This window comes from Herpetosiphon giganteus (genome assembly GCF_016907925.1).
Classification (GTDB): Bacteria; Chloroflexota; Chloroflexia; order Chloroflexales; family Herpetosiphonaceae; genus Herpetosiphon; species Herpetosiphon giganteus.
In genome coordinates this window covers 95,538-110,587 of record NZ_JAFBCZ010000017.1, presented here as the reverse complement: position 1 = coordinate 110,587, position 15,050 = coordinate 95,538, and the positions used below count along the sequence as shown (strand labels likewise).

Below are 15,050 nucleotides of genomic sequence, written 5' to 3'. Positions count from 1 at the left end.
ATTAATGGCAGAAATCTTCTCCACATTCCTTTACGATTTCCACCAATTGTCGAATAACTGCTTAAACACATAAGGCGCTGGTTGTAGAACCAGCGCCTTGTTTTATTTCAGCTCGCTGAATGGGCTAGGGAAGCCAAATTAACCAGACTTCGCTATTGCCATAGACCGAGCCAGCCACATCGCGAAAGGTAATCGTCAATGGTTGATCAAGCCATGTTTGCAACTCGCTACGTGAAACTGCAACAATTTGCGGCGTAGTCAACGTGTTTTCATACAAAATTTGATTGTTCGCCCAAACCGTCATGCGATCATCAACCCGTACTTCGGCCACCGCATCGCGGCGCGACGAGAGGTAAAAACGCCCAGTCGCTGGCAGCGGGCCATGAATCGTCACGGTCGTGGTGTAGTAAATTTGGCCTTGCTGGGTTACTGGTAGCAAAGCTTGGGCAATCGGATTGATCACCAGTGGAAAGATCTGGCGCTGATTCGTGACCAACGGCAAGAAGGTCAGCGAGTTGCCAACGCCTGGCGTAACGCTTGGCTGAACCGTTGGCGTTGCAGTGTTCGTTGGCGTTGCAGTATCGGTTGGTGTGTTCGTCGGCGTTGCAGTATCGGTTGGCGTGTTCGTTGGCGTTGCAGTATCGGTTGGTGTGTTCGTTGGCGTTTCGGTTGGCGTTTCGGTTGCAAGCGGAACGCGGCGCAACAAAATACTAATACTATCGCCATAATAATTCGAGGTTGCAAGATCAACTAAACCATCATTATTCAAATCGGCATAAATTAATGAGGTTGGGTGCACGCCGACGTTCACGATTTGCGGCGCGCTAAAATTGGCGTTGCCTAAGCCAAAGTAAATGCTGACCGTGCCTGGATCAACATCGGTAATCGTGTTGGTTGCCAAAATATCCAGCATGCCATCGCCATCAAGGTCGCTGATTTCAATATCACCTGGGCCTTGCAAGAAAATTGTTGGCGCAAGTGGGCTAAAGCTGCCAGTGCCGTTATTGATCAAGCGGGTCATGCTTTGTTCCCAGCGGTTCACAGCAATAATATCGTTATCGCCATCAGCATCAATATCACCAATTCCAGCGCTATGCGGAATCTGTCCAACTGGATAATGCACTGCGGCAGCAAAGTTTCCATTGGCGTTATTGCGCAACACGCTGATGCTATCGCTGCCAGCATTGGCCACCACCACCTCAGGATAGCCATCGCCAGTCAGATCGCCCACTGCTTCGAGCGTTGGCGATGCTTGCACGCTATAAACAACCTGATTAGCAAATGTGCCATTCCCGTTGCCCAATAAAACACTCAAACTTTGGCTATTAATGTTGGTTACAACCGCATCGAGGCGGGTATCTTGGTTGAAATCGGCCAAAATCACGTCGGTTGGGCGTGAACCAGTAGCAAACGATTGGTCCAAAACGAACGTGCCATCGCCATTGCCCAGCATCACAACCAATCGATTTGAGTTTTGATTTGTCACCACAATATCGAGGTGTTGATCGTTATTCAGCCTGCCAACATCAATTCCACAAGGAGCGGCAATCTCATAACTCGCGCGGGTAGGAAAACCACCAGCACCATCATTGATAAAGATCTGAACTTCGCCTACCAATTGATTAGTCGTTGCCAAATCAACAAAACCATCGCCGTTGAAATCGCCACGCCCCAATTCACAAGGCCGACTTGGCGCAGCATAGGTTACCACTGGCTGAAAATCAATTGGATTGGGCAGGTTGGGAACCGTTAAACCTTGACTATTGGCATTAACAATCAATACACTGCTCACCAAAAGAGTGCCGACACTTGCGAGCAGGCCACGCCGAAAAAAGCTGGTTGTCATGCGAAAATCTCCCATCAATCGAATATGAAGCTTGGTTGTTCTCTCCAGTGAAGTTCTAACACAGTATAGCAGAAAGGCTTGCGCAACAGAGTCCTTAGTTTTGAGCTAGTTGCCACGCGACCTGCTGCAAGTATTGGGCTTGGGCATCGGGCAAATCGGTTAAATTCGGCAAATTTTGGCTTGGCGAGCGAAAGAGGGTTGTATAAAAAATACAGGCGGTTAAATAGGCACCGTTCAATGTTGCGTGGTTTTGATCTGGCTCGTAGAGGGCGATTGAGCGATCGTGTTGGCGCACGTGTTGCCAAGCAGCGCCAACCTTAACTAGGATTGCCTGTTGCCCAGCAGCTTGGGCATAGGCCGCATTAAGCTGTGGTTGCTGCTCTGGCGCATACTCGCGCGCCCACGTCACAAAGAGCACTGGGGTTGCCCTTTGCTGGCGAATCGCTTGCAGCCAACGGCTTGTTGCCTGTTGAAACCCCTGCGGATCTTCAATTGGCCCCAGGCTGCGCTCTTGCAACACCACATACTGCCATGGTTGGCTTTGCAAGGCTTGCAAGGCTGCTCCATCATTCCAATGCTTAGCCAAACTTGCCCCGCCTTCAACCACGGTTTTAATTTCAAGGCAATAGCGCGGCTCGCCAGCAGCAGCCAATTCCGCCAACAAATTGGGCATGTCATGGCCATAGGTATGGCTATTGCCAATAAAAAGCAGGCTGACTTTTTGGCAATTCTGCTCGTTATTAATCCAAATCAAGGCTCCAACACCGATCGCCACAACCACAATTAAGATCAAAACTTGCGCAAGCCAACGTTGCATCTATCCTCTCCATAATCATTCAGTATTCTCGGCTGAGTTACAGCCATTATCTAAAAAATCCAAGCAGGAAACAAGTATCTTTCCGCTTGTTTCCTGCTTGGATGTGGGCAAGGAGCAACATTCGAGTGACTGTTTGGGTGAAGAAGAACTTAGTTTGCCAAACGTAGTTGGCGTTGTGCCCACCAACTTTGTGGCCAATTTCATTTTCACAAAGGGAATTATGAGTTCGTCTTATAGATTGTGCATCAAATCGCCGCATGGTGTGGCCCAATGATTGTCTGCACCCAAAGTTCGGGCGTTCCGATGCTCATTACTTATGAGATGGTCTTTGATCAACGCTTGATCGATTTTATGCCTTGGAATGAGCGCTGTGGTTACCACAGCGCTCGTTTAATCTCCTAAGGCACGTTTGCGGTGCGAGCTGCTGCCAGCAGATGATACCATTCTTCGCGATTGAGTTCGATCTGCAACGCTTCTTTGGTGGCAGCAATGCGGCCTGGGTTGGTGGTGCCAATAATTGGTAAAATCTGGGCTGGGTGACGCAACAACCATGCCAATTGAATCGCTTCAGAACTTACGCCATACTGTTCAGCCAATTGATTGACCAAGGCCGCAGTTGCCTTAACATTGGCTGGCGCATCATCCTTGAAATTAACCAATTGGCCACCAGACAATGGCCCCCACGCTTGAATTTGAATCTTGTGCAAACGACAATAATCGAGCAAGCCAAAGGCTGCATTAAAAGCCAAATTGCTGCGATTGGTATCAATGCCTTCGCTAATTAATTGATGGTGTAATAAGCTCAATTGCACCTGATTAACCACCAACGGCTGGTCAAGCGCCGCTTGAGTTAGCTCAATTTGGGCTGGCGAATGGTTGCTGACCCCAAAATAGCGTACCTTGCCGCTTTGTTGCAATTGGTCAAAAGCCCGCGCAATTTCCTCTGGCTCGACCAGCATATCCGGGCGGTGTAACAACAACAGATCAAGGTGATCGGTGTTGAGCCGTTTGAGGCTGCCTTCAACCGAGGCAATAATATGTTCGTAGCTGAAATCGTAGCGCTGTGGCGAGCCAGCAGGCTCATCGGCAAAGCGAATACCACACTTCGATTGCAAAACAATCTGATCGCGCAGGCTTGGTCGCTCAGCCAAAAGTTCGCCAAAAATTCGCTCCGATTTGCCGCGCGTGTAAATATCAGCATGATCAAACAGCGTAATATCCTGCTCCAGTGCCGCAGCAAGGGCTTTGCGCCCAGTTTCATATTCGCTGCTCGTCCATGGCTCGTTGCTCCAATTACCCCCAATCGTCATACAACCATAGCCAATTGGTGCCATCTGGAGATCGGTTCGTGAAATCGTGTACGGGTTTTTCATACGAGCATCTCACACTATCCAAAGCCTTGGGGTAGGCCTCGGCTCAGCTTTAGGGTAACACATTTTTACGCCAAACAGCATTGCTAGTTATATGTTTTATTTTGTATAGCAGAATATTTGCTATCAAAAAATTAACACCATTTTATTGCCAGAGCCTAAATATTTATGTCAATCAAAAATTATTCAGCCTGATCAAGATAGTGCTGAATTTGGGCCAACGAGCCTTGCCACATCGTTTGAGATAGGTAGGGCTTGAAGCCCAAGGCTTGGTTGATTTTCAACATTGGCGCGTTCGAATTGGCGTTGGTTGTGCGGACAAACTGCACCATTGGCAATTCACGCCGCATATAATCGAGCATTGCAGCCTTAAGCCAACGGCCTAGCCCGTAATTACGATAGTGCTCAAAAACACCAGTATCTCCTTGCTGAACAACATGTGGTCGTTCGCGATGCCAAAAAATTTCAGTATAGCCCGCCAAAGCGTTGGTTGCCCGCTCGCGCACATAACACGTCCAGCGTTGCATGCCATTAGCCAATTGGGTTTGCTCAAGCTCACGTAGTTGCTCAGCGGTAAAATGCAACGGCTCATAATCCAAATCATCGTAGGGCTGTTGATTCATCACCTCATACAAGGCCACAATCGCCGCCAATTCAGCCTCAGGATACCGCCCTTGCCACATACCCAACTCAAAGCGCTCGCTTAATTGCTGATTTGGTTGCAGCCATTGCTGCAATAATTGTTCGTCGATTTCAGCCAGCACTAATTGATTAATTTGGGTTTTTAGCCGCGCTTCAGCGCCGAGCTTTTGGGCAAAATGCTCACCAGCGGCAACCGCTTGGGTTGTGGTACCAACAATGACCGTGCGCTCCGATTCAATCACAACGGGCAGCATTTCGCGCAATAAACGTCGTGCTAAGCCACGCCCACGATAGCCAGCCAACACGGCGAGATTCAGGTCTGCAAGATTGCGATTGGTATCGAGCAACAACATATGCAGCATTCCAGTCGCCACAATCTGCCCTGCATCACACAAGGCCCACACCCGATAATCGACAAAATCGGGAATGCTTTGCCACACATTGACCAAAAAGGCAGTCGTCATTGGCGGATCATCGGGCGTGCGCTCGTGGCGAATTTGCTGCTCAAAAAGCGCCAACGCGTGATAGTCGGCCTCGCTTGCATGGCCAAATCTGAAGCTTGTTAAGTGCATAAAGGTTCCTCAGCTTATTTAATGCGATCAGCCAGCGCTGCCTTAACCTCAGGGCTAGACCGCAATGCGCCATACACCTTGATCGATTTAATCGTCGCTTGGGCTAGCTCAACCGAAATATCGTTGCTGAGAATCAGCAAACCAACCACCACAATTCGTGCTTGCTCGTTGTTTTGTTGCATGCGCTCCAAGCGCTCGCGGTCAAATAGAATCACCCCTAATACCGATGAGGTGCGTACAACTGCTTGCTTAATTGCTTCGTCGTGGCCGCCAAGTTGCGTGCGCACCGCCGCCCGAAAAAAATCAGTTCTGCTGGAATAAAAGCCTTGATCAACCAAAAGGTCGATCTGGCCTAAATCGACCACGCTCAAATTAATCGATACTTTTTCTATATCCGCCATATATCCTCCTTATATATTCCCAATGGAATACAAAGAGCATACATATGGAGCATATACTTGTCAAGCAGCAATATTCATCAGCTCTGTAATGAGCGAAAAGCTTATAGTATGTCAAATAAAAACACTATCCTGTTAAGCACTCCAACCAAACGAGGTTAGGCAGATTTGCACAGAGCTACTAGCGAAAAGCTTAATTAATTATTACTATTCAGTCATCGAGCGTAACAAACTTAGGCAATTTAGCCAACCCTAGATTGACTGATCTCTTTGTACAACATGCACAATTAACAATCAATTAAGATCGTGCAATTTGCTAATTCAAGCCCATATTTGGATCGGCTATGCTTAGTGCTAACCAAGTTTCAAGCATCATATTGCTGCCAAGCAAGCGAAAATCGGTTTTTGTTTGTACGTTTTGTACAAGTGTCCAACAAAAACCAGCTTCAACCATTCAACACTCATCCACAATCCGATGATCCCCAGCGCTGCGGATCACGAATGTTCAAGCAGTTAGCGTCCGACATTCAGCACAAGTTAGGGAGACCCGCAGCATGGAAATGATTAACGGAGCCGATACGGTTTGGGTGCTTCTCTCAGCCGCCCTGGTTATGTTGATGACCCCCGCCTTAGGGCTGTTTTATGGCGGGATGGTTCGCAAGAAGAACGTGCTTTCAACCTTGATGCACAGCTTTTTTATGTTGGCCTTAATCAGTGTGCAATGGGTACTCTTTGGCTATAGTTTAGCGTTTGGGCCTGATGTTGGTGGTGTCATTGGCAGCCTCGATTGGGTTGGCCTGCGCAACGTGGGCATCGCGCCAAACCCAACCTATGCAGCAACAATCCCGCATCAAGCCTTTATGATCTACCAAATGATGTTTGCGGTCATCACGCCTGCCCTGATTTCAGGTGCCTTTGCCGAACGCAAGCGCTTCAAATCGTTTGTTGTGTTCTCATTGGCCTGGTCAACCCTGATTTACGCGCCAGTAGCGCACTGGGTTTGGGCTGATGGCGGCTGGTTACGCTCATTAGGCGCGTTGGACTTTGCTGGTGGCACGGTTGTCCACATCACGTCAGGGGTTTCGGCCTTAGTTTGTGCCTTGGTGTTGGGCCGCCGTTCGGGCTATGGCAAAGAAGCAATGGAGCCACACGATACTACAATGACCGTGATTGGCACCGCTTTGCTGTGGTTTGGCTGGTTTGGTTTCAATGCAGGCAGCTCGTTGGGTGCTGGCGGCTTGGCAGTTTCAGCCTTTGTCAACACCAACTCAGCAGCAGCAATGGCAATGCTGGCTTGGATGACCGCCGGCTGGATTCAACACAAACGCCCAAGCGTGCTTGGTGCTTCGGCAGGGGCCGTCGCTGGTTTGGTCGCAATCACGCCTGCTGCTGGTTTTGTGACTCCAATGGCCTCGTTGCTGATTGGCTTCTTGGCTGGTGGTATCTGCTACTTCGTGGTCGAAAACTTGGTGCGTGGTCGGGTCGACGATGCGCTTGATGTGTTCGGCGTGCACGGGGTTGGCGGATTGCTGGGGGCACTTTTGGTCGGTGTTTTCGCTACCAAGAGCATCAATCCAGCTGGCGCTGATGGCCTCCTTGCAGGCAACTGGAGCCAACTCGGCGTACAAGCGCTCACGGTCGGGATTGTGGCAGTCTATGCTGGCGCAATGACCTGGGGCATTCTCAAAGTTGTTGATCTCTTGTTTGGCATTCGGGTTACTGAAGCCGAAGAAGAACAAGGGTTGGATAGCAGCCAACACGGCGAAATCGCCTATCGGATGGGTGCCTAATCGGTTTGAATCTCTATCGCATTCGTTTATAAGGAGTTACACCATGGAATTCATCATTGCTTTGGTCTTATTCGTCGCGATGGTTGCTGTTTGGTTGCGCATGCCAAAGAGCGCTCAAGCCTAAGTCAGTTCGTTCAACCCGAGCTATGGATTTTTCCATAGCTCGGGTTTTTGTTTAAGCATATCATCGCCGAAGCTCAATTCGTGGTGCTCTTTTTGCATACACAACACCTCAGTTAAGATCAATCACGATCAATCGCGGTTTACAATGAGGTCAACCATGCAACGACGGCATATCGTTTGGATGTTCGGGCTGGGTCTAGGATTTGTCGGTTTAAGCCAACTCTGGCAGCGCCGTTTCAAACGCGGCAAAACAACCCAACGCCCACAAGCAGGCAGCGGCTCGCTCTATCGCCGCCGGTATTGGGTCGATTTTGCAGCGCCCAAACAAACACCAGAAAGCTTGGTCAAACATATCAAGGCCAATCTGCCCGATTTCAGCCCTGGCTTATTTGCCGATTTTCGCAAAGCCACTGGCGATGAGCGTGTGATGCAGGTTGGCGATGAATATGATATTGCCATTTTGGGGCCGTGGAATGGCTCAGTGCGCGTGCGTGAAAGTCAACCGTTGAGCTTCAGTTTCAGCACACTCGAAGGCCACCCAGAAGCGGGCCAGATTCACTTTGAGCTTAAACTACATCCTGAGCAAGCCCAAACTTGGCGCTTTGAAATTGGCTCCGAGGCTCGCTCGCGCGATGGCTTGGTCGAAATGGCCTATACGATTGGCAAAGCAGTGCAAACCCAAGTTTGGCGCACCTTTTGCGAACGCGTGGTTGAATACGCCCAAGCAGAGCAGCTTGGCGAAATCCAGACCAGCACAATCGAACAAACAATCGAGGGCGAGGTAGTGATCCATGACTGAAACACCTTTATGGCAACAATATCGCCAACAAATCGAATCCTATCGCGATGCCCAACTGAATTTCGATTTGCAGCGCGTCCACGAATATACTAAGGAAAATGGCTGGAATGTTGATGATTACGAGGCTGAATTGCCGCCAGAACAGCCAGGTGAGCCGCAAGCGTATGGCTCGTGGCAGGCAGCCTGCACGGTGCTACGCGAATATCGCTTTCCGCCACCAGATCTGATCACCGGCATTTTTATTCCCGATCAGCCGTTAGAGCAGCGGATTATGTTGTTGCGCGGCACATTTTTGGGCTTTACCTTCTATTTTGGGGTTAAAATTGGTGGCGTGATCGACGAAACCCGCCAGGCCGACCATGGCAGCGAGCGCATTTGGGGCTACAACTACCAAACCTTGCAAGGCCATTTCGAGCGCGGCCAAATTGATTTCAGCATTGTTAAAATAGTCGAAACTGGCCAAGTGCTCTTCCGAATCCATGCCTTCTCCCAAACTGGGCGCATTAGCAACCCGATCTATTGGATTGGCTTTAAACTTTTTGGGCGGCATTTGCAGTTGCGGTTTGCGCGTGATGCGATGAAGCGTATGCAAACCTTGGTGCAAGAAGCCTTAGCTGGTGTGCCAAGCCAAGCCAGCGAGCAAACGCCCATCCAAAGCACCGCCAATAATCCCGAGGCTGCTGAACAATTGGCCGAGGTCGTCGAAAAACAATGATCAGCACATTAGGCTTCATTCATACTGCCGCCGTGCACGTGGCAACCTTTGATCAATTAATTGTTGAAATTGCGCCAAGCTGTGCGGTTGAGCACGTGGTTGTGCCAGCTTTGCTTGAACAAGCACGCCACGAAGGCTTAACTCCAGACATTGAGCACCAGCTTCGGCAAATCATCGACCAGTTGCAGGCCCAAGGCATGCAGCAAATTCTGTGCACCTGCTCGACCCTTGGCGGCCTCGCCGAGACGCTTAGCCCTAAGGTTGTGCGCGTTGATCGCGCGATGGCCCAGCAGGCAATTGGGCTTGGCTCACGCATAGCCGTGGTTGCGGCATTACAAAGCACGCTTGAACCAACCACGCAACTCTTGCATAGCATTGCCAAGCAACAAGCCAAGCCAATTCAGATCGAAACCTACCTTTGTGGTGACGCGTGGCAGGCGTTTTTAGCCAACGATCAAGCCAGTTATTTGCAGCAAATTGCCATGCAGCTTGCGCAGATTCAGGCCGCCGATGTGATTGTTTTAGCCCAAGCATCAATGGCCGCTGCAATAAAATTATGTCAACAAAAAATTCCGGTTTTGAGCAGCCCACGCAGCGCGATTGAAAGCCTGTTTGCAGCCAACGATTGGGCCTAGCTAAAAAATGGTATTGATACGCTGGTTATCAAAGCAACACCAAATCGCTATTTAAGCTTCATTGACAGCTGGTTAAAATGTAACTATACTTGTTTCATATTCACAATGAGGCAAAAAACCATGAGTGCAAGCAGTCGATTCGCTGTAGCGGTGCATATTTTGGCACTGCTTGAAACCAATGCCAATCAAGCTCTTTCCTCAAGCTCAATTGCAGCCAGCGTCAACACCAATCCGGTGGTTATTCGGCGAATTTTGGGCCGGCTGAACAAAGCGGGCTTAGTTCACACCGAATACGGCGCAGACGGTGGCACGCGTTTGGCACGCTCTGCTCACGAAATTACCCTCAACGATATTTATCGTGCCACCGAAAATTGCCGCATTTTACCGTTGCATGCCAGCTCGCCCAACCAAGATTGTCGCTGTGGGCGCACGATTCAGCCAGTGCTTAGCACGATTTTTAGCAATGCCGAAGCTGCAATGCAACAAGTGCTGGCCAATAAAAGCCTCGCCGAGGTTGTGCGCGAGATGCAGGCCGAAGCCAAGCCACAAGCATGCTCTTAATCCCAATAATTAAACAGAATATCGCCCATGCGTTGGGGTTTCTAAGCGCGAATTTCACGTAACTCGACTGGTGCTAGATTGCTGAGCCATGTTTCCTCAACACAATGATTGAGCATTGCTGCCGGATAGCTAGTCACCCCAAAACTTGCGGCAATAGCTGTCAAGTTTGGGAGATCACAAAAAGGCCGTTGATCAACATAGGGATCGACAATTCCTGTAACGCTGGCGATAATTGGGTGAACTGTATGCCCGAGCAAACTCCAAGATGTCTGCTCCGTTTGGACGATCAGCACATGATAACTGCGAGCTAGCTGCGAATGAATATCCTGCTTTACGATTCGCGCTCCGAGTGCTTGCACAATAGCATAGCCAAGCCGGGTAAAATCCTTCGGATCAAATGCTGGTAATGGATCGTCGTGAGCCATCCAAAAACCAGTGCTTCCGCGTGGCAAGTGCATCGTAGGCCTCCATAGCGCAATCAATCGCATTCACTATACACTGTAGATACCAAGGTTTATAGGCTGGTCTTTTAATTAATCTGCGAAGCACCACATCCCCAAGGCCCAATCTGTTAACGCTCGTGACAATCCTTGTCGTGGGCTAAAGCTACATGCTATGATGCAGCACGAAGAGAAACTAGCGGTAGGAATCCAACAATATGGCAGAAACACGTCGCTGGCCATGGGGCCTTGTTTGGACAGCCCTGATTATTTTTCTGGCCGCCCTCGACCAAACGGTGGTGATCACCGTCTTACCAAATGTGGTCAGCACCTTGGGTTTGAGCGTTGATCAAGCGCTTGAGCAGGGCATTTGGGTTATTACTGGCTATCTGCTTGGCTACACGGTTGCCATGCCCTTGCTTGGCCGCATCGCCGATGCCTACGGCCATCGCCGCTTATTTTTGGCAGCTTTAGGGGTTTTTGTGGTTGGCTCGATTGGCTGCGCCTTGGCCAATAGCGTTTGGTCGTTGGTTGCTTGGCGCATCGTTCAGGCCATTGGCGGCGGCGCTGTCTTGCCGATTGGCCTTGCAATCGCCATGGACGAGGTTAAGCCAATCCATCATGCTACTGCCTTGGGAATTATGGGCGCTGCTGGTGAGGCTGGCGGGGTGCTTGGCCCAGCCTATGGCGGCCTAATCTCGCAAATTCAACTCTTGGATGTTGATGGGTGGCGCTGGGTTTTCTGGCTGAATGTACCCTTAGGTGCCGTATTGGCATGGGCAATTATTCGGACGTTGCCAGATCGGCCAGGCAACCGCGGAGCTGTCGATTATGTCGGTGGCGGCTTGATCGCAATCAGTTTAACTGCATTAACAGTCGCACTTTCACGCTCGCTTGGCAGCCTCGCCGTCGAACCAAGCGCCGAAAGCGGCAATCTCGACCAATATGCAGTCGAGTGGACATCGCCGCTCACAATTGGGCTGTTGCTATTAACGGTGGTTAGTTTTATTGGCTTTATTTGGTGGGAACGGCGCACCAAAACGCCATTAATTGAACTAAGCGCCTTTCGCACTCCAGCGTTTAGCGCCGCCAATATTACCAATTTGTTGGTTGGCATGGCCTTGATTGTTGGCATGGTCAATGTGCCGTTTTTTGTTGGCACTGTGCTCTCAGGCGATGCCCTCAGCGGCGGATTAACCCTTATGCGCTTGACGGTTATGATTCCAATTGGCGCTGTTTTGGGTGGGATGTTGATGCGCCGGATCAGCGCGCGCTTGGTTGCTAGCCTTGGGATGATCATCACGGCAGTCGGCTTTTGCTTGCTTGGTTTTTGGAACCTTGAAACCAACCAATGGATGTTAACGCTCTATCTGCTGCTTACCGGAACTGGCTTTGGTTTGGTGTTGCCAGCGTTAAGCGCCGCTGCGATTGGCAACGTTGCCCGTGAATCAATGGGCACGGCAGCTGGCTTGCTCAATGCATTGCGCATGGTCGGCATTACCTTGGGCGTTTCAGCCTTGGCTTCGTGGAGTTTATCCTATCGAAACAGTCTCAACAGTCGCTTGGTATTAACCCTCGAAGATTTAGAAAATGGCAAGGCGCTAGCAGCATTCACCCAAAATGAGATGACGGTCTATCACAGCACTTTTTTTGCTGCTGCCGTCATTTGCTTGTTGGCCTTGATTCCAATTTGGTGGCTGCCTCGCGAACGCAGCGAAGGCGATACACCGCTGTTTGCTTAACCGATGTTAATTGAGGTGCAGGGAATGAAAAGCCTATGCGAATGATTGCCATTTAGGGGGTACAGGGGGATTAAAGCCCCCTGTGTTTCCCGCCTTGAGGCGGGACGGAAGGGTGGTGATCGCCAATAAAGGTCGATTACCATGTCTTAAAAACCTACCACTCTACAAGTAAACGTTTAGTAGGCATTCTCATTGCCGCGAATCGCATCGTAGGCAGTGCGAATAATAATTTTAATATCAAACATGGGCGACCAGTTTTCGATATAATACAAATCGTAGCGCGTCCGCTCCTCGATTGAGGTGTCGCCACGTAAACCATTAACTTGTGCCCAACCAGTAATACCAGCCTTCTCGCGATGGCGATGCATATAACGTGGAATTTGCTCGCTAAATTGGGCCACATAGCGCGGTTGCTCAGGCCGTGGCCCAACCACACTCATATCACCCAACAACACATTGATAAATTGCGGCAATTCATCGATTGAGAAGCGGCGCAAGAAGGTGCCCAAACGGGTACGCCGATCATCATTCGGCGTTGTCCAGCTGCCCATTTTTTCAGCATCAGTTCGCATCGAACGATATTTGATCATCTTAAATGGCCGACCATCACGGCCAACCCGCTCTTGAATAAAAAACGCTGGGCCTGGCGAATCAATTTTGATCAAAATGCCAATTAACAGCAACAACGGCGAAAGCATAATCAAGGCCGTCGCCGAAACTGCCACATCAAGCAAGCGCTTAATCGTGCGGTTCAATTGGCGATCAAGCGGCACAGCCCGCAAGGTAATCAGCGGCAAACCACTCAATTCACCAACCGACACTTCATTATTGGTAATTAATTGAAAGGCATCGGGATAAATTTTAATCGCCACACTTTCATCATCGATTTGTGAAACCAAGGCAAAAATATCGTTATACGATGCCCCACTAACGGCAATAATCACTTCATCGATCGCACAAGTGCGCACTGCTAAGCCAAGTTTAGCGCGTTTGCCCAAAACTGGCACATCATCAAGCACTTGCTGACCAGTCGGCGTGTCGTTGGAGAGGAAGCCAATAATTTGGTAGCCCAAGGTTGGCACTTTGCTCATCTGGCGATAGACCAATTGGCCAATTTCGCCAGCGCCAACAATCAACACCCGCCGCGTATCATAGCCGCGCAACCGCAGCTGGCCAATGCCTTGATGATAAAGCAAACGCAAGATTGTGGTCAGAATAATCGCCAAAATCCAGCCATAGACCAAGGTTTGGGTGGTGATGTTGAGCAACGGGAACACGGTATTAAGCGCGATAAACATCACCGTGCCAATCGCAATTGCCCGAAAAATATGGTAGCCTTCGTCGATGCGCGAGCCACCACGCTGCATGCGATACAGCCCGTTGGCCGTAAACAGCGTGCCAAACAAGGCATTCAGCACCGCCAAGGTCAGCAGCACTTGGCCAGCACTTGGCGGCTGAAATTCGCGCACAATTGCATCGAGATTAAGGTAGTAGGCTAAGAAAAAACCACCGTTCACGCCAATAATATCGCAGCTAATCAGCAGCAATAGCACAACGTAACGATAGCGGCGCGTAACGACGGTTGTTTGATTAAGCATTCTTGTTGTTGCCATGCATTGCTCGCCGAGAGGCTAACGGACGCAATCGATTGCGCACTAACGCTTGCCATTCTTTTAATCGAATGCCGAGGTAAATCAACCAATTGAGCGGTGCAAGTGTCGTCGCCTCATAATGCTTGCGATGAAAAATTCGCATTGCATCATAAAATGCCCGAATCGAGGGCACTGCGCGGCGCGTGCTCGAAACCCGTTTATAGTGCAAAATGGTTACCCGTGGATCGTACCAAACTTGCCAGCCATAGCTCTTGGTGCGATAACACCAATCGAGATCTTCGCCATACATAAAAAAGGCTTCATCGAGCAAGCCCACATCGCGCAAGACTTCAGTGCGCAACAACATTGCTGCGCCAACAATCGAATCGACTTCGGTCGTCACATCAGGATCAAGATAGGTCATATTGTAGCGGCCAAAGCGCGGCGAGCGCGGAAACAGCGCCGCTAAGCCAATCATGCGGTAAAGCGCAACCTCGGCAGAGGGAAACGAACGCCGACACGCAAGGTCGAGCGAGCCATCGGCTAGCACCAATTTTGGCCCGACAATCCCCGCTTTTGGTCGTTCAACCAAGGCCGCAACCAAGCCAGAAATACCATTGCTTGGCACAACTGTATCGGGGTTGAGCACCAAAACCGCCTCAGGCGTTGGCGTTTCGGCCAAAATCTGGCGCAAGGCGAGATTGTTGCCCGCAGAAAAACCAATATTTTCTGGCGATGCAATGAGGCGCACCCAAGCAAACTGCTCGCGCACCATCGCCACACTGGAATCGGCTGATGCATTATCAACCACCCAGACATCAAGCCGACCATCCCAATCTTGCTCAGCCAATGAAGCTAAACAAGGTTTCAATACATCGCCCGAATTGAAATTAAGAATCACAACAGCAATATGTTTCATAGCGTGCCAATTATACTGCATAATATCAAGCGCAATTGTATCGCTTGCGTAACAATCAGCGTTGGTATAATGGGCAAGCACTCAGCATC

The 15,050-nt window shown here is 49.9% G+C and carries 15 protein-coding genes; 6 read left to right on the top strand and 9 right to left on the bottom strand.

Features of this window, described 5'->3' with window-relative positions; all coding sequences use genetic code 11:
• Positions 1-124 precede the first annotated feature (124 nt).
• The 6 genes from JOD20_RS16080 to JOD20_RS16055 all read right to left on the bottom strand — a co-directional run bounded on the left by JOD20_RS16080 (position 125) and on the right by JOD20_RS16055 (position 6,099).
• Entirely contained in the window at positions 125-1,846 is a 1,722-nt protein-coding gene (locus JOD20_RS16080; RefSeq protein WP_204756245.1) for an FG-GAP repeat domain-containing protein, read from the bottom strand.
• 94 nt (positions 1,847-1,940) lie between these two features.
• The gene (locus JOD20_RS16075) at positions 1,941-2,663 is read right to left on the bottom strand and encodes a hypothetical protein (protein ID WP_204756244.1); all 723 of its coding nucleotides are present in this window, start codon (positions 2,661-2,663) and stop codon (positions 1,941-1,943) included.
• 398 nt (positions 2,664-3,061) lie between these two features.
• Entirely contained in the window at positions 3,062-3,997 is a 936-nt protein-coding gene (locus tag JOD20_RS16070) for an aldo/keto reductase (protein ID WP_239583891.1), read from the bottom strand.
• Positions 3,998-4,215: 218 nt separating this feature from the next.
• Positions 4,216-5,247: a GNAT family N-acetyltransferase gene (locus JOD20_RS16065; protein ID WP_204756242.1), complete on the bottom strand. Its 1,032-nt coding sequence runs from the start codon at positions 5,245-5,247 to the stop codon at positions 4,216-4,218.
• A 14-nt stretch (positions 5,248-5,261) separates the two neighbouring features.
• Positions 5,262-5,648 (bottom strand): CopG family transcriptional regulator, encoded by a 387-nt coding sequence (locus tag JOD20_RS16060; RefSeq protein ID WP_204756241.1) that lies wholly within the window; start codon positions 5,646-5,648, stop codon positions 5,262-5,264.
• 313 nt (positions 5,649-5,961) lie between these two features.
• Positions 5,962-6,099: a hypothetical protein gene (locus JOD20_RS16055; protein ID WP_204756240.1), complete on the bottom strand. Its 138-nt coding sequence runs from the start codon at positions 6,097-6,099 to the stop codon at positions 5,962-5,964.
• 100 nt (positions 6,100-6,199) lie between these two features.
• On the opposite strand from JOD20_RS16055, the gene JOD20_RS16050 reads away from it, so the two are divergent.
• From JOD20_RS16050 to JOD20_RS16030, 5 genes are all read left to right on the top strand, one after another.
• On the top strand, positions 6,200-7,435 hold the full coding sequence (locus JOD20_RS16050) for an ammonium transporter (protein ID WP_204756239.1): 1,236 nt from the start codon (positions 6,200-6,202) through the stop codon (positions 7,433-7,435).
• A gap of 280 nt (positions 7,436-7,715) precedes the next feature.
• Positions 7,716-8,357, top strand: coding sequence for a DUF1990 family protein (locus tag JOD20_RS16045; RefSeq protein ID WP_204756238.1), 642 nt, complete (start codon positions 7,716-7,718; stop codon positions 8,355-8,357).
• A complete protein-coding gene (locus JOD20_RS16040; protein WP_204756237.1) occupies positions 8,350-9,072 on the top strand; it encodes a DUF1990 domain-containing protein in 723 nt (240 codons plus the stop codon). Before JOD20_RS16045 ends, JOD20_RS16040 begins: the two co-directional genes overlap by 8 nt.
• Positions 9,069-9,707 carry a hypothetical protein gene (locus tag JOD20_RS16035; RefSeq protein WP_204756236.1) on the top strand — a complete coding sequence of 213 codons (639 nt, stop codon included), beginning with the start codon at positions 9,069-9,071 and terminating at the stop codon, positions 9,705-9,707. Before JOD20_RS16040 ends, JOD20_RS16035 begins: the two co-directional genes overlap by 4 nt.
• A gap of 120 nt (positions 9,708-9,827) precedes the next feature.
• On the top strand, positions 9,828-10,268 hold the full coding sequence (locus JOD20_RS16030; protein WP_204756235.1) for an Rrf2 family transcriptional regulator: 441 nt from the start codon (positions 9,828-9,830) through the stop codon (positions 10,266-10,268).
• A gap of 41 nt (positions 10,269-10,309) precedes the next feature.
• On the opposite strand, the gene JOD20_RS16025 is transcribed toward JOD20_RS16030, so the two are convergent.
• The gene (locus JOD20_RS16025; protein WP_204756234.1) at positions 10,310-10,726 is read right to left on the bottom strand and encodes a hypothetical protein; all 417 of its coding nucleotides are present in this window, start codon (positions 10,724-10,726) and stop codon (positions 10,310-10,312) included.
• 200 nt (positions 10,727-10,926) lie between these two features.
• Between JOD20_RS16025 and JOD20_RS16020 the strand changes: the two genes are divergently transcribed.
• Entirely contained in the window at positions 10,927-12,450 is a 1,524-nt protein-coding gene (locus JOD20_RS16020; RefSeq protein WP_204756233.1) for an MFS transporter, read from the top strand.
• 176 nt (positions 12,451-12,626) lie between these two features.
• On the opposite strand, the gene JOD20_RS16015 is transcribed toward JOD20_RS16020, so the two are convergent.
• Both JOD20_RS16015 and JOD20_RS16010 read right to left on the bottom strand, forming a co-directional pair.
• Positions 12,627-14,063, bottom strand: coding sequence for an undecaprenyl-phosphate glucose phosphotransferase (locus JOD20_RS16015; RefSeq protein ID WP_204756232.1), 1,437 nt, complete (start codon positions 14,061-14,063; stop codon positions 12,627-12,629).
• Positions 14,041-14,961, bottom strand: coding sequence for a glycosyltransferase family 2 protein (locus JOD20_RS16010; protein ID WP_204756259.1), 921 nt, complete (start codon positions 14,959-14,961; stop codon positions 14,041-14,043). The genes JOD20_RS16015 and JOD20_RS16010 overlap by 23 nt, the downstream gene beginning before the upstream one ends.
• Between the last annotated feature and the right edge of the window lie 89 nt (positions 14,962-15,050).

Coding starts and splice junctions, on each gene's coding strand:
- JOD20_RS16080 (WP_204756245.1), bottom strand. CDS start 1,846: ATGACAACCAGCTTTTTTCGGCGTGGCCTGCTCGCAAGTGTCGGCACT.
- JOD20_RS16075 (WP_204756244.1), bottom strand. CDS start 2,663: ATGCAACGTTGGCTTGCGCAAGTTTTGATCTTAATTGTGGTTGTGGCG.
- JOD20_RS16070 (WP_239583891.1), bottom strand. CDS start 3,997: ATGGCACCAATTGGCTATGGTTGTATGACGATTGGGGGTAATTGGAGC.
- JOD20_RS16065 (WP_204756242.1), bottom strand. CDS start 5,247: ATGCACTTAACAAGCTTCAGATTTGGCCATGCAAGCGAGGCCGACTAT.
- JOD20_RS16060 (WP_204756241.1), bottom strand. CDS start 5,648: ATGGCGGATATAGAAAAAGTATCGATTAATTTGAGCGTGGTCGATTTA.
- JOD20_RS16055 (WP_204756240.1), bottom strand. CDS start 6,099: ATGGTTGAAGCTGGTTTTTGTTGGACACTTGTACAAAACGTACAAACA.
- JOD20_RS16050 (WP_204756239.1), top strand. CDS start 6,200: ATGGAAATGATTAACGGAGCCGATACGGTTTGGGTGCTTCTCTCAGCC.
- JOD20_RS16045 (WP_204756238.1), top strand. CDS start 7,716: ATGCAACGACGGCATATCGTTTGGATGTTCGGGCTGGGTCTAGGATTT.
- JOD20_RS16040 (WP_204756237.1), top strand. CDS start 8,350: ATGACTGAAACACCTTTATGGCAACAATATCGCCAACAAATCGAATCC.
- JOD20_RS16035 (WP_204756236.1), top strand. CDS start 9,069: ATGATCAGCACATTAGGCTTCATTCATACTGCCGCCGTGCACGTGGCA.
- JOD20_RS16030 (WP_204756235.1), top strand. CDS start 9,828: ATGAGTGCAAGCAGTCGATTCGCTGTAGCGGTGCATATTTTGGCACTG.
- JOD20_RS16025 (WP_204756234.1), bottom strand. CDS start 10,726: ATGCACTTGCCACGCGGAAGCACTGGTTTTTGGATGGCTCACGACGAT.
- JOD20_RS16020 (WP_204756233.1), top strand. CDS start 10,927: ATGGCAGAAACACGTCGCTGGCCATGGGGCCTTGTTTGGACAGCCCTG.
- JOD20_RS16015 (WP_204756232.1), bottom strand. CDS start 14,063: ATGGCAACAACAAGAATGCTTAATCAAACAACCGTCGTTACGCGCCGC.
- JOD20_RS16010 (WP_204756259.1), bottom strand. CDS start 14,961: ATGAAACATATTGCTGTTGTGATTCTTAATTTCAATTCGGGCGATGTA.